Origin of the sequence: Pseudomonas sp. GM21, from assembly GCF_000282215.1 — a bacterium.
Taxonomy (GTDB): domain Bacteria; phylum Pseudomonadota; class Gammaproteobacteria; order Pseudomonadales; family Pseudomonadaceae; genus Aquipseudomonas.
The window spans coordinates 1-13,152 of record NZ_AKJS01000107.1 but is presented as its reverse complement, the minus strand read 5'-3'; the positions used below and the strand labels follow the sequence as shown (position 1 = coordinate 13,152).

Sequence of the window (13,152 nt, the reverse complement as noted above, 5' to 3'; positions counted from 1 at the left end):
ACCGCTGAACGCGCCTGGGAAATTACAGTGGGCCGGAAAAAGCCGCGCATCATACCAGTCGCGTGGGGTTATGGCTGCTTATGGCTGCGATCGTCGTCGATGTTTTGCCGTCAAGTGAAGTGAGCCATACTGCGCGCCGGTTTTGGGAGACGCTATGTATTGCATGAAAAAGCCTGTGATCGCCGTGATTGGCGTCGTATTTGCCTTGTTGCTGGGCGCGCAAAACGCCTGCGCCGCGATGGCGCCACCGTTGAGCCAGCTGAAAGTGCTCAAGGTCGAATCGCCAGGGTGTGGTTTTGAAGACATTGCCGAGGGGCAGGAACAGACGCGCTGCGACCACAGCGGCCCGAGTATCAAGGTCTATGTGTTGGAAGTCGGCTATGGACGTCAGGCATTTGTGGCGCTGGACGGTTTTGAACTGAACGGCACCCGCACGCCGGTCTGTGCGTTTGATACCGGTAACCTGACCGAGTGCACCGCCGGTAGAAAAACCGTCGGGTACCTGTATGTCCTGGACCTTGCCGGCAAGCAGAACGGCGTATTCACCTTCAGCAATACCTCGATCAACGCGCCGGGCAACACCCTGTCGACGCAGCTCTATATCAAATAACGGCAGCAAGTAACGGCTGCGCCCGAACAAGCGTGAGGAAAGCTGACTAAGCTTTAAAGATCATCTTGTGGACTGCACTCATGACCTCTAGAGCTTTGATTACCCTCGCCGAGGGCATTGATGACCTGCAAACAGTGACCCTGATCGATGTGCTGCGCCGCGCCAACGTTGAAGTGGTGGTGGCCAGCATCGAGGGGCGGCGCATGCTCACCTGCGCCCGTGGCACGCGACTGACGGCCGATGCCATGCTGGTGGATTTGCTGGCCCAGACGTTCGACCTGATCGCGTTGCCTGGCGGCGCCGTTGGCGCACAACACCTGGCCGCTCATCAACCCCTGCAACAACTGATCAAGGATCAGGCCGCCGCCGGGCGCTTGTTCGCGGGTATCGCCGAAGCCCCGGCGGTCGCGCTGCAACAGTTTGGTGTGTTGCGTCAGCGGCGCATGACGTGCCTGCCCTCGGCCAGTCATCAGCTGTTGGGCTGCAACTTCGTCGACCAACCGGTAGTGGTCGACGGCAACTGCGTGACCGCCCAGGGTTCCGGGGCCGCCTTGGCATTTGCCCTGACATTAGTGGAACAACTTTGCGGCAAAGCCACGCGTGGAGGGGTGGCGGGGGAGTTGCTGGTATAGGAAATGTCAGGCGTGAATGGCAATGGGTTCTATCGCCGGTTGCTCGCGGTGTTCTGCTTGCCAGAGATCGAAATCGGTCTGAACCCCTAGCCACATGCGTGCCTTGCCAATTCCCGCTCGCTCCAGGCGCACCGCCAAGTCCGGGCTGATCGGCGCGTGACCATGCAATACCCGAGAAAGGTGCGGCCGTGCAAAACCCAGATGGCGGGCCAGTTCTGTAACGCTGATGCCGAGTTCGGGCAAGACATCCATCAATAGAGTTTCGCCAGGGTGTGGCGGGTTGTGCATGGGCATTGCCTGCCTCCTGTCAGTGGTAGTCCAGATAGTCGACCAGTTCGATGTCTGAACCGATAAACCGAAAAACAACTCGCCAGTTCCCTGAAACACTCAGTGACCAGAATTCGGCCAATTGCCCTCTGAGTGGATGCAGCCGCCATCCCGGAATATCGAGGTCGCCGGGTAGTGCTGCCCGGTCCATGAACTGAAGCATTCGAGACAGACGCTTCGCATGGTCTGCGCGAATCCCGCGAGTCGAACCTGTTTCATAGAAGCCACGAAGGCCCTTGTGCTGAAAGGATTTGATCATGGGTTGAGTGTAAGGCGATACATTACACCGAAGGCGGTATCTATGTATTGCACCTGGTCGGCAAATTTATGCCAGCTACTTGGTTCAGACCTTCACTTCTTCCACCGGCACATGCATGCGGTCGCGGTTGGCCAGGCTTGGGAACAGTTTCACCCAGACCCCGGTCACCACCAGGGTGCCGATCCCGCCCATGACCACTGCTGGCACGGTGCCGAACCAGTGGGCCGTCAGCCCGGATTCGAACTCGCCCAATTGGTTCGACGCGCCGATGAACAGGCCGTTGACGGCGCTGACCCGGCCACGCATTTCGTCCGGGGTTTCCAGCTGCACGAAGGAGGCGCGGATCACCATGCTGATCATGTCTGCCGCGCCCAGCACCACCAGCACCGCAAGCGAGAACCAGAACGAGGTCGAGAGGCCGAAGGCGATGGTGGCCACGCCGAACACACCCACCGCCGTGAACATCACCCGTCCGACGTTGCGCTCAACCGCATATCGAGCCAGGAACAACGACATCAATAACGCGCCGACTGCCGGTGCGGAACGCAGCAGGCCCAGCCCCCACGGGCCTGTGAGCAGGATGTCCTTGGCAAACACTGGCAGCAGCGCCGTCGCGCCACCGAGCAAGACTGCAAACAGGTCCAGAGAGATCGCCCCGAGAATGTCCGGGCGACTGCGAATGAAGCGGATGCCTGCCAGCAATGAATCCAGCGTCGCCTTGCCCTTGTTCAGCGGCGTTTGTCGGGCCGGCAGGTTGAGCATTAATACGCAGGCGATGATGTAGATAATCACCGTCGGGCCATACACCCAGACACTGCCGAAGGCATACAGCAAACCACCGAGCGCCGGGGCGACAATGGTGGCCGATTGTTGTGCCGACTGTGCGGCGGCCACGGCGCGGGGAAACAGCGCGCTGGGCACGATGCTCGGTAACAGGGCTTGAGTAGTGGGCATTTCAAATGAACGCGCAGCACCGAGCAGGAACGCAAGGATGAAAATCATCTCTCGGGTGACATGATCGGTGGCACTGCCAATGGCCAGCGACAAGGCAATCAGCGCTTGCAGGGACTGGCAAATCGCCGCGACTTTACGCCGGTCATAGCGGTCCGCGACGTGTCCGGTGTGCAGCAAGAACAGCACGCGCGGCGCAAATTCCACCAATCCGACCAGACCCAGATCGAGCACGTTACCGGTCAGTTGATACAGGTTCCAGCCAATAGCCACCGTGAGCATCTGAAAACCACTGGCGGTAAACACCCGAGCCAGCCAGAAAGCGATGAAAGGACGGTGGTGACGTAACAGCAAGGGCTCTTGGCTGGGCATCTGCGGGGAAATCTGGGAGAGGGGAAGGGCGAGATTATCACCAACCTGTAACCAAAAGTTGCAGCCACCAGAAATTTAGTTAGCTAGATACCGATCCCGAAAATGCCCAACTCTCCCACAGGGAAAGTATTGCGACGCATGTCCAAGGTCATGGGGCAAGTTGTCACGCGGCAAAAGACCACGCGGGTCATGGCCGGAAATGGGACTACTCTTTCAACATTGATTGATCCAGATCAAAACACCAAAAGGAATTGATCCGACGGCCATCCGGCCAGACTCCCTGCGTTGTGATGCTGTTAAAAAAAGAACGAATTCGAATTCGCCGCACTCCATAACCGTGGGGGCCGTTGGGTGCAGGCTTCCAGCCAGCAGCCGTATTACCTGACAGAGGAAGACTTATGTTCGGTTTAGAGGCACTTGATCTCGCCCGAATTCAGTTCGCGTTTACTATCTCGTTTCACATCCTGTTCCCTGCCATCACCATTGGCCTGGCGAGTTACCTGGCGGTGCTCGAAGGCTTGTGGCTGAAAACCCATAACGACACATACCGCGACCTGTACCATTTCTGGTCGAAAATCTTTGCCGTCAACTTCGGCATGGGCGTGGTCTCCGGGCTGGTGATGGCTTATCAATTCGGCACCAACTGGAGCCGCTTTTCGGACTTCGCCGGTTCGGTGACCGGGCCATTGCTGACGTACGAGGTGCTGACAGCCTTCTTCCTCGAAGCCGGTTTCCTGGGTGTCATGCTGTTCGGCTGGAACAAGGTCGGACGCAATTTGCACTTCTTCGCCACGGTCATGGTGGCCATCGGCACACTGATCTCGACCTTCTGGATTTTGGCCTCCAACAGCTGGATGCAAACACCGCAGGGTTTCGAAATCATTAATGGCCAGGTGATCCCCACCGACTGGCTGGCGGTGATCTTCAACCCTTCGTTCCCCTATCGACTTCTGCACATGGCAACGGCGGCGTTCGTGGCCACGGCGTTTTTCGTCGGATCTTCGGCGGCCTGGCACTTGCTGCGCGGCAAGGACAACCCGGCCATCCGCACGATGCTGTCGATGGCCATGTGGATGGCGTTGATCGTGGCACCGATTCAAGCCGTCATCGGTGACTTCCACGGTCTCAATACTCTCAAGTATCAGCCGGCGAAAATCGCTGCGATTGAAGGGCACTGGGAAAATCACGGTGATGAGCCGACTCCGCTGATCCTGTTCGGCTGGCCGGACATGAAAGAAGAGAAAACCAGATTCGCCGTCGAGATTCCGTATCTGGGCAGCCTGATTCTCACCCACTCGCTGGACAAGCAAGTGCCAGCGCTCAAGGAGTTCCCGCCTGAAGACCGGCCCAATTCGACCATTGTGTTCTGGTCGTTCCGAATCATGGTCGGCATGGGCCTGCTGATGATTTTCACCGGTTTGTGCAGCCTGTTGCTGCGCAAGCGTGACCGGCTGTACACCTCGCGGCCGTTCCTTTACCTGGCGTTGTGGATGGGGCCATCTGGCCTGATCGCGATCCTCGCGGGTTGGTTTACCACCGAAATCGGTCGTCAGCCGTGGGTGGTCTACGGTCTGATGCGTACGGCGGACGCTTCATCCCACCATAGTTTCATGCAGATGAGCATCACGCTGATTCTGTTCGTTGTGGTGTATTTCGCGCTGTTCGGCACCGGTCTGGGCTACATGATGCGCCTGGTGCGCAAAGGGCCGAAGATCGACGAAGGCAAGGAAACCAATGACGGTGGTCCAGGCCAGAAACGTACGCCGGCCCGTCCGCTGTCCGCCGCTGACGATGATGGTGCCAGTGACCACGGCCCCAGCCTGACCAAGGAGATTTGAACCATGGGTATTGATCTTCCGCTGATCTGGGCCGTGATCATCATCTTCGGCATCATGATGTACGTGGTCATGGACGGTTTCGACCTCGGGATCGGAATTCTCTTCCCGTTCATCCCGGGCAAGACCGACCGTGACGTGATGATGAACACCGTCGCCCCGGTGTGGGACGGTAACGAAACCTGGCTGGTACTGGGCGGCGCTGCGTTGTTTGGCGCGTTTCCGCTGGCTTATTCAGTGGTGCTCTCGGCGCTGTACCTGCCGCTGATCCTGATGCTGATCGGGCTGATCTTCCGTGGCGTGGCATTCGAGTTTCGCTTCAAGGCCAAGGACGATAAGCGTCACCTCTGGGACATGGCCTTTATCGGTGGCTCCGTCACCGCGACCTTCTTCCAGGGTGTGGCATTGGGGGCCTTCATTGATGGGTTGCCGGTGGTCAATCGTCAGTTCGCCGGTGGTTCACTGGACTGGCTGACACCGTTCACACTGTTTTGCGGCTTGGCGTTGGTGGTGGCTTATGCGCTGCTCGGTTGCACCTGGCTGATCATGAAGACCGAAGGCGAACTGCAGAAGAAAATGTACGGCCTGGCCCGGCCGCTGGCCTTCGTGGTGTTGGCGGTGATCGGTATCGTCAGCATCTGGACGCCATTGACTCACCCTGAGATTTCCGCTCGCTGGTTCACGCTGCCTAATCTGTTCTGGTTCATGCCCGTGCCGATTCTGGTGCTGGCGACGATGTACGGTTTGATCCGCGCCGTCGCCCGCCATGCGCACTACATGCCGTTCCTGCTGACCCTGGTGCTGATTTTCCTCGGCTACAGCGGTCTGGGCATCAGTCTGTGGCCGAACATCGTGCCACCGTCGATCTCGATCTGGGACGCGGCTTCACCGCCGCAAAGCCAGGGGTTCATGCTGGTGGGTACGTTGTTCATCATCCCGTTCATCCTGGGTTACACCTTCTGGAGCTACTATGTGTTCCGCGGCAAGGTGACCCATGAAGACGGTTATCACTAACACTGTGGGAGCGAGCCTGCTCCGGGCGGCGTTCCGACGATGGCGCCCTCAGCGGCGCCATCGATCTACTGAGGATCGATGCATGACCGGCAAACATTCCCTGCACGACATCGAAGAAGCCGAAAAAAAACCGCTGTGGCAGCGGCTCGGCTGGCTGGCCCTGATCTGGGCCGGTAGCGTCGGCGCCCTGTTTATCGTGGCCAGCCTGATGCGCATGTTCATGAATGCTGCAGGCCTGACCACGCACTAAAGATCCCATCCCGTTGCCTTGGGGCGCGGATTTACAACCCTCCTGTGTGGAAGGTTTTTTTCGGGCTTATTTGCGGGCTTTGAGAATCACGAATTTTGGCGTGGCGGCCACTTGCTCTACACCACGGAACAGTCGTGCAAGCTTGCTGTGGTAACCCAAGTGACGGTTGCCGACGATATACAGCGCACCGCCCACCACCAGCGCCTCTCGGGCCTGCTGGAACATGCGCCAGGCGAGGAAGTCGCCGACGACTTGTTGCTGATGGAACGGCGGATTGCACAGCACCACGTCCAGGGATTGAGATTCCTGCCCCGCGAGGCCATCGCCGGCCCGCACAATGACTTCTCTGTCACCGAGCGCCGCGCGCCAGTTTTCAGTGGCCGATTGCACCGCCATGAACGACTCGTCCACCAGCGTGTACTGCGCCTGAGGGTTTTGCAGCGCACTGGCGATGGCCAGCACGCCGTTACCGCAACCGAGGTCCGCGACTCGCGCAGTGCCGAGGTTCTTTGGCAGGTGTGGCAGAAAGGCCCGGGTGCCGATGTCCAGTCCTTCGCGGCAAAACACATTGGCGTGGTTCAGCAGTTCAATGGCCGGTTCATCGAGTTGATAGCGCGAAGGGTAGGGGGACACGACAGGGGCTTTTGTTTCTGGGGTGGCGATCAATAGCCGGGCCTTTTTCACCGCCAAAGAGGCTTGCACCGGGCCGATGTAGCGTTCAAGCAGATCACCGGCAGCACGTGGCAGATGCTTGATCATCGCCGCAGCAATCACCTGTGCGCCCGGCGCCAACTGGCCTTGCAGGCGAATAAGCTGTTCTTCCAGCAGCGCCAGGGTTTTCGGCACCCGGATCAATACCCGGTCAAACGGGCCGTTGAACGCTTCGCTGGCGGGCACGCTCGGTACGGCGTCAAACGCCTGGTTGTTACGGATCAGATTTTTTTCCAGCCCCTGAAACGCCAGAAACGAGTCGCCACTGCTGATCACCCGGACCTTGCCCGCGAGGCTGGCGGCCAATGCGCCAAAACTATCGTTCAGCACCAGTACCCGAGTTTCGGCCGAAGGATGTTGTTCGGCGAGATGGTTGAGCAGGTATTCGTCGGCTGCATCGAAAGCTTGCAGCGGTTCATTCTGCTGTTCTGGTTGACGGATCAGATCGAGTTGGGCGAAGGGCGTTTCGAGCAGGGGCATGAGGCGAGGCTCTGGGTAATCAACGAGTGTGGTGTCCCGCTGCCGGAGGCGTTGTCGCGGGCTGGGCCGTCTGAGTGCACTGCGTCGTGAAGTTATACACGACATCACTCAGGGGACCGCAAATGGTACGTTTTTTTCTGCTGGATTACTCGCAGGTTTTCCTGGCGTGGCGTGGACTCAGATGGCCCCCGTCCTCACAGCCTTTATCACCGCTGCAATCTTGTTGTTCACGCCAAATTTCTGGATTGCACTGTGCACGTGGAAATTGATGGTACGTTCACTGATGCTGAGAATTCTGGAGCATTCATACGCCGTCTTGCCGTCGGCCGACAATCTGAGAATTTCGATTTCACGTGTCGACAAATGAGGGACGCATGCGCCCGGCCGGCAATGACGCAGTTTTTGCGCTACGTGCCGATGCAATTGGTGGTTGATGAAAATGGCGTAACCCAGATTTTCATACAATTCATAGGCAGTGATCGGGTTGTTGCTTCTGGCCAGGCTAAACATGCTGCGAAGACCGTTGCCGTCATGAATCGATTGTGACCAGCCATACTGCAAGCCTAGTGTTTTTTGCGCCTGCCGGAGCTGAGGCGCCTTTGAGAAAAGCTCATCCTCCCAAAGAATCGGCAGTTCTGATTGATTGCAATGTTTCCGTATTGGATCTATGTCACCGAAATGGTCGTGGTGATATTTCGTATTCCATTCGAGCGGGTAGTTATTAAAACTTACTGTGTCGAGATGATGCGCTTCTGCGGGGGATGTAATTGAAAAAGCACAGAAGGTGAAGCCAAGACTCTGAACGAGATTGAGTGAAACGTCATACGCAGAATTTATTTCCTTGGCATCGGATATCTGTCTTAACTGTGATTCCTTCCACATCTCCATTGCAGCAGCTCCATGCGGATATCTTTGGGGTGTAAATTGGATCCGTGATCCAGAACGTGCCGAGTGTAGGAGCAATCCTACACATATGCTGCAATTATTTTGTTCTTGAAAATTTTCTGAGCTGTATGTTCGGTTCTTAGAAGTTGTACAGCTAGTACAACTAAGTCACATGGCGTGCATCATTCAATGTGTCGTTTTTTGTACGAGTCGGTGTATGCCTCAGCAACATATAGTCAGGCTATATCAATAACAAGAGATCTCCTTTTCAAAGACACTACAAATCACCGGTGTTTACATCGTCTGCTTTGCGCGACACTGGCCAGGTCAGTCCAATGGAGCGACCCATGACCGCCAGCGCCGATAAGTTCACCCGCCAAACCTTGCTCGACGTCCAGCCGTTGACCCCGAACCTGTTTACCTTGCGGGCTACCCGGGATTCGGGTTTTCGTTTCAGGGCAGGGCAGTTCGCCCGATTAGGCGTTACCAAGGCCGATGGCAGTACAGTCTGGCGTGCTTATTCCATGGTTTCGGCACCCCATGACGAATTTCTCGAGTTCTTCTCCATTGTCGTGCCGGGCGGGGAGTTCACCAGCGAGCTGAGTCGCCTGGAGGCCGGCGATACGTTGCTGGTCGACCGCCAGGCCTTTGGCTATTTGACCCCTGATCGTTTTGTCGATGGGCGTGATCTGTGGCTGTTATCCACAGGTACCGGCATTGCCCCGTTTCTGTCTATCCTGCAAGACTTTGAGGTCTGGGAAAGGTTCGAACGCATTATCCTCGTCTACAGCGTGCGCGAAGCCCGGGAGCTGGCGTATCAGGCGTTGATCGCCGAGTTGGGGCAGCGCGACTATCTGGCCGAAAACGCCCACAAATTGCAGTTCATCGCCACCGTCACTCGCGAACAACACCCCGGCGCCCTGAGCGGGCGGATCACTACGCTGATCGAAAATGGCGAACTGGAGCGGGCAGCAGGCGTGGCGCTGACCCCCGAGCACTCGCGGGTCATGCTCTGCGGTAACCCGCAGATGATCGATGACACGCGCAAGCTGCTCAAACAGCGTGACATGCACCTGAGCCTCAGCAGACGACCAGGCCAGGTGGCTGTGGAAAACTTTTGGTAAAAAAACGGCGCCTCACGGGCGCCGTTTTTAAATGTAACCAGCGTTCAGGGCTGATTGTTCTGGGCCTTGAGCAGATCACGGATCTCGCTCAACAACTCTTCCTCCTTGCTCGGAACCGGTGGTAGCGATGGGGCAGCAGCCTCTTCGCGCTTCAGTTGGTTGATCGCTTTGATCCCCATGAAAATAGCGAAAGCGACAATGATGAAGTCAATCAAGCTCTGGATGAATTTGCCGTAGGCCAACACCACGGCCGGGGCATCGCCTTCGGCTGCCTTGAGCGTAATGGCCAGATCACTGAAGTCCACCCCGCCGATCAGCAAGCCAATGGGTGGCATGACCACGTCGCCGACAAACGAGGTAACGATCTTGCCGAAGGCTGCACCGATGATGATGCCGACCGCCATGTCGATCACGTTACCTTTGACCGCGAAGGCCTTGAACTCACTTATCACGCCCATAGGTTATTTCCCTGTTACAGATGAGGTTGGTGAACGCAGTGTAAATCAGCGCGGCAGCTCTTGCTCGAAACACCGAATTACAATGCTCGAGGTAATCGACCTGCCTGTCGGCATTTAGTTTGAAAGCGCGTGCTGTCATGCGTGGCACCGACGTCCATGGACCTTCACCGTGATCCTGACCGATGACCTCGGCGACCTGGCATGGGTGGAGGTGTTCGCTGGCGACCGTTGACCGCAAGACTTGCGTGATATTCGCGGTTTCGACACTGGGTTCTACACCGCCGACGGTAACGGGGTCGTGCGGTGTAAAACTTTTCGGTCTGCTTCATTCGCAAAGCGTTAATAGTTCGATCCGAATCAGTTACAAGTGTGTAGGGTCAGGACTTCTGTCAAATGATCAACGGCTTGTTTGCATATATTGAAACAAGGCGATATTTAAAGGTGAAGCTTGTACGGTTAGCGTTTGAAAGCTCAAGGCTTGTATAGGTTTAATATGGGGGCGTTCAGCGAAACAAAGATCTTTCTCGGGATTTCTGCGCGAAAAGTTGGACAATTTTTAAAGTTGCAATGGCATCTGCCTGCCTTGATTGTGGGTGAGCATCTTTGGCAGGTTGCTTATTCAAGGCTGAGTGTTTTCCTGTATCGACACTCAACGCTCCAAAAGTTGCCGAGAACACCGGTAATCAGGAAGTGCGATAAGCATCGATGAGATCCACACCGCAGCGATGCGCTGAACGACGTCAGCTGAGCTATCATCGCGGTTTTTGCCGGGGGTTCAGATGGCCAAGGCCAAACGCATGTACGGCTGCACCGAGTGCGGCTCCACCTTCCCCAAGTGGGCTGGCCAGTGCGGCGAGTGCGGGGCCTGGAACACGCTGACCGAAACCATGGTGGAAAGCGGTGGCGCCGCCGCCCCGAGCGGTCGCACTGGCTGGACCGGCCAACAGGCCCAGATCAAGACCCTGGCCGAAGTCAGTGTTGAAGAAATTCCGCGCTTTTCCACGGCCTCCAGCGAACTCGATCGGGTGCTGGGTGGTGGCTTGGTCGACGGGTCGGTCGTATTGATCGGTGGTGATCCTGGCATCGGTAAATCGACCATCCTCCTGCAAACCTTGTGCAACCTCGCCAAGAGCATGCCAGCGCTGTACGTCACCGGCGAAGAGTCGCAGCAGCAAGTGGCCATGCGCGCCCGTCGGCTGGGTTTGCCTCAGGATCAACTGCGGGTGATGACCGAAACCTGCATCGAAACGATCATCGCCACGGCCCGGTTGGAAAAGCCCAAAGTCATGGTGATCGACTCGATTCAGACGATCTTCACCGAACAACTGCAATCGGCGCCGGGCGGCGTCTCCCAGGTTCGCGAGAGCGCGGCTTTGCTGGTGCGTTATGCCAAGCAGAGCGGCACCGCGATTTTCCTGGTGGGCCACGTGACTAAAGAAGGCGCACTGGCTGGTCCTCGCGTGCTGGAGCACATGGTCGACACCGTTCTGTATTTCGAAGGCGAATCCGATGGGCGTTTGCGATTGCTGCGTGCGGTAAAAAACCGTTTCGGCGCAGTCAACGAATTGGGTGTGTTCGGCATGACCGACAAAGGCCTGAAAGAAGTTTCCAATCCATCGGCGATTTTTCTCACCCGCGCTCAGGAAGAAGTCCCGGGCAGTGTGGTCATGGCGACGTGGGAAGGCACACGGCCAATGCTGGTGGAAGTCCAGGCGTTGGTGGACGACAGCCATTTAGCCAATCCGCGCCGGGTTACGCTGGGGCTGGATCAGAATCGTCTGGCGATGTTGCTGGCGGTCTTGCACCGTCACGGCGGCATTCCGACCCACGATCAGGACGTGTTCCTCAACGTGGTTGGCGGGGTGAAGGTCCTGGAAACTGCCTCTGACCTGGCGTTGATGGCGGCGGTGATGTCCAGTCTGCGCAATCGGCCATTGCCGCATGATCTGTTGGTGTTTGGCGAGGTCGGTCTTTCCGGCGAAGTGCGCCCGGTGCCTAGCGGTCAGGAGCGTCTGAAAGAAGCCGCCAAGCACGGCTTCAAGCGCGCCATCGTGCCCAAGGGCAATGCGCCCAAAGAGGCCCCGCCGGGGTTGCAGATTATTGCGGTGACGCGTCTGGAGCAGGCCCTCGACGCGTTGTTCGAATAAACCACGCCCCTGTGGGAGCCGGGCTTGCCCGCGATAGCGATCGGTCATTCAATGATGATGTTGAAATTGAAAACCGTCATCGCGGGCAAGCCCGGCTCCCACAGTGGATTTGTGGTCGCTTCAAACTTCGATCAGGGCGCCGAGTTCGCGTTCCAGTTCCTCTGGATCCCCCAGGTTGAGTTCGATCAACCGCCGCAGGCGCTCGATGGATTCCAGGCTGATGTGTTTGCAGACGAAGCCGAGTTGGCCATGATCTTCGTGGGTCAGTTGCACATCCATTTTGATGGCAACGTCATCGGTGAGATGAATATCGACGAGGAAATGCCACTCTCCATTACCCATCCACGGCTCTGGCTTCTCGATCAGCAGGCCCTTGAGTGACAGGTCGATCAACTTCACTGGCCAGATGTACTCCCCCTGACTCAGTTCGGTTCTGGCATCGAACGCGATACGTTTGAAGCGACGGCGGTCAGCTGCGTGCGCAATCATGGCGCGATCCTCGAAAAGGTACGCTGACTATAGACCCGCATTATCAAGGTCTGCCAGCGCAGACGGGTGTCTAGACCCATATCGGGGTATGGCCTTTGCCGTCAGGCGAGCTAAACTCGGGGTGGCTGTCTTTCTTGTCCACTCTGGCTGGAATCATAAAATGAAAAATAATAATAGCCTGCTACGCCACTTACCCTGGCTTCTGCTGGCAATCGTCGGTGCGTGCGCCCTGGGTGTAGTGGCATTGCGCCGAGGTGAGGCGATCAACGCCTTGTGGATTGTGGTCGCTGCGGTGGCCATTTATCTGGTTGCGTATCGCTACTACAGTCTGTTTATCGCTAACAATGTAATGCAACTCGACCCGCGACGGGCCACCCCCGCAGTGCTCAATAATGACGGTCTGGACTATGTTCCGACCAACAAACACATTCTTTTCGGTCACCACTTCGCGGCCATCGCCGGCGCAGGGCCTCTGGTCGGTCCGGTATTGGCGGCGCAGATGGGTTACCTGCCCGGTACGCTCTGGCTGATCGCCGGTGTCGTGCTGGCGGGTGCCGTTCAGGACTTTATGGTGTTGTTCATGTCGACCCGCCGTAATGGCAGGGGCC

15 protein-coding genes are annotated in these 13,152 nt (G+C 57.3%); 8 read left to right on the top strand and 7 right to left on the bottom strand.

Annotated elements, in window-relative coordinates; translation table 11 throughout:
• Positions 1-154 precede the first annotated feature (154 nt).
• Both PMI22_RS11970 and PMI22_RS11975 read left to right on the top strand, forming a co-directional pair.
• Positions 155-610, top strand: coding sequence for a DUF4879 domain-containing protein (locus PMI22_RS11970; RefSeq protein WP_007946598.1), 456 nt, complete (start codon positions 155-157; stop codon positions 608-610).
• Between the two features lie 80 nt (positions 611-690).
• The gene (locus tag PMI22_RS11975; protein WP_007946597.1) at positions 691-1,242 is read left to right on the top strand and encodes a DJ-1 family glyoxalase III; all 552 of its coding nucleotides are present in this window, start codon (positions 691-693) and stop codon (positions 1,240-1,242) included.
• Positions 1,243-1,248: 6 nt separating this feature from the next.
• On the opposite strand, the gene PMI22_RS11980 is transcribed toward PMI22_RS11975, so the two are convergent.
• The 3 genes from PMI22_RS11980 to PMI22_RS11985 form a co-directional block, all read right to left on the bottom strand.
• Positions 1,249-1,536 carry a HigA family addiction module antitoxin gene (locus PMI22_RS11980; protein ID WP_007946596.1) on the bottom strand — a complete coding sequence of 96 codons (288 nt, stop codon included), beginning with the start codon at positions 1,534-1,536 and terminating at the stop codon, positions 1,249-1,251.
• Positions 1,537-1,549: 13 nt separating this feature from the next.
• A complete protein-coding gene (locus PMI22_RS30630; protein ID WP_081502801.1) occupies positions 1,550-1,828 on the bottom strand; it encodes a type II toxin-antitoxin system RelE/ParE family toxin in 279 nt (92 codons plus the stop codon).
• Between the two features lie 84 nt (positions 1,829-1,912).
• Positions 1,913-3,151 (bottom strand): MFS transporter, encoded by a 1,239-nt coding sequence (locus PMI22_RS11985; protein ID WP_007946595.1) that lies wholly within the window; start codon positions 3,149-3,151, stop codon positions 1,913-1,915.
• 398 nt (positions 3,152-3,549) lie between these two features.
• Between PMI22_RS11985 and PMI22_RS11990 the strand changes: the two genes are divergently transcribed.
• The 3 genes from PMI22_RS11990 to PMI22_RS30625 all read left to right on the top strand — a co-directional run bounded on the left by PMI22_RS11990 (position 3,550) and on the right by PMI22_RS30625 (position 6,250).
• Complete coding sequence (locus PMI22_RS11990; RefSeq protein ID WP_007946594.1) at positions 3,550-4,989, top strand: cytochrome ubiquinol oxidase subunit I; 1,440 nt, start codon at positions 3,550-3,552, stop codon at positions 4,987-4,989.
• A gap of 3 nt (positions 4,990-4,992) precedes the next feature.
• On the top strand, positions 4,993-6,000 hold the full coding sequence (gene cydB / locus PMI22_RS11995; RefSeq protein WP_007946593.1) for a cytochrome d ubiquinol oxidase subunit II: 1,008 nt from the start codon (positions 4,993-4,995) through the stop codon (positions 5,998-6,000).
• A gap of 82 nt (positions 6,001-6,082) precedes the next feature.
• Positions 6,083-6,250 (top strand): DUF2474 domain-containing protein, encoded by a 168-nt coding sequence (locus PMI22_RS30625; RefSeq protein WP_007946590.1) that lies wholly within the window; start codon positions 6,083-6,085, stop codon positions 6,248-6,250.
• Positions 6,251-6,316: 66 nt separating this feature from the next.
• Here PMI22_RS30625 and PMI22_RS12000 read toward each other — a convergent pair whose 3' ends face one another.
• Positions 6,317-7,441: a methyltransferase gene (locus tag PMI22_RS12000; protein WP_007946588.1), complete on the bottom strand. Its 1,125-nt coding sequence runs from the start codon at positions 7,439-7,441 to the stop codon at positions 6,317-6,319.
• A gap of 177 nt (positions 7,442-7,618) precedes the next feature.
• A complete protein-coding gene (locus tag PMI22_RS12005) occupies positions 7,619-8,329 on the bottom strand; it encodes an autoinducer binding domain-containing protein (RefSeq protein WP_007946587.1) in 711 nt (236 codons plus the stop codon).
• Positions 8,330-8,673: 344 nt separating this feature from the next.
• Here PMI22_RS12005 and PMI22_RS12010 point away from each other — a divergent pair, with 344 nt between their 5' ends.
• Complete coding sequence (locus PMI22_RS12010; RefSeq protein ID WP_007946586.1) at positions 8,674-9,450, top strand: ferredoxin--NADP reductase; 777 nt, start codon at positions 8,674-8,676, stop codon at positions 9,448-9,450.
• Positions 9,451-9,494: 44 nt separating this feature from the next.
• On the opposite strand, the gene mscL is transcribed toward PMI22_RS12010, so the two are convergent.
• A complete protein-coding gene (mscL, locus tag PMI22_RS12015) occupies positions 9,495-9,908 on the bottom strand; it encodes a large-conductance mechanosensitive channel protein MscL (RefSeq protein WP_007946584.1) in 414 nt (137 codons plus the stop codon).
• 779 nt (positions 9,909-10,687) lie between these two features.
• Here mscL and radA point away from each other — a divergent pair.
• Positions 10,688-12,055, top strand: coding sequence for a DNA repair protein RadA (gene radA / locus PMI22_RS12020; RefSeq protein ID WP_007946583.1), 1,368 nt, complete (start codon positions 10,688-10,690; stop codon positions 12,053-12,055).
• 120 nt (positions 12,056-12,175) lie between these two features.
• Here radA and PMI22_RS12025 read toward each other — a convergent pair whose 3' ends face one another.
• Positions 12,176-12,544 carry a PilZ domain-containing protein gene (locus PMI22_RS12025; protein ID WP_007946582.1) on the bottom strand — a complete coding sequence of 123 codons (369 nt, stop codon included), beginning with the start codon at positions 12,542-12,544 and terminating at the stop codon, positions 12,176-12,178.
• 160 nt (positions 12,545-12,704) lie between these two features.
• On the opposite strand from PMI22_RS12025, the gene PMI22_RS12030 reads away from it, so the two are divergent.
• A partial coding sequence (locus tag PMI22_RS12030) for a carbon starvation CstA family protein (protein WP_007946581.1) occupies positions 12,705-13,152 on the top strand: 448 nt, incomplete at its 3' end.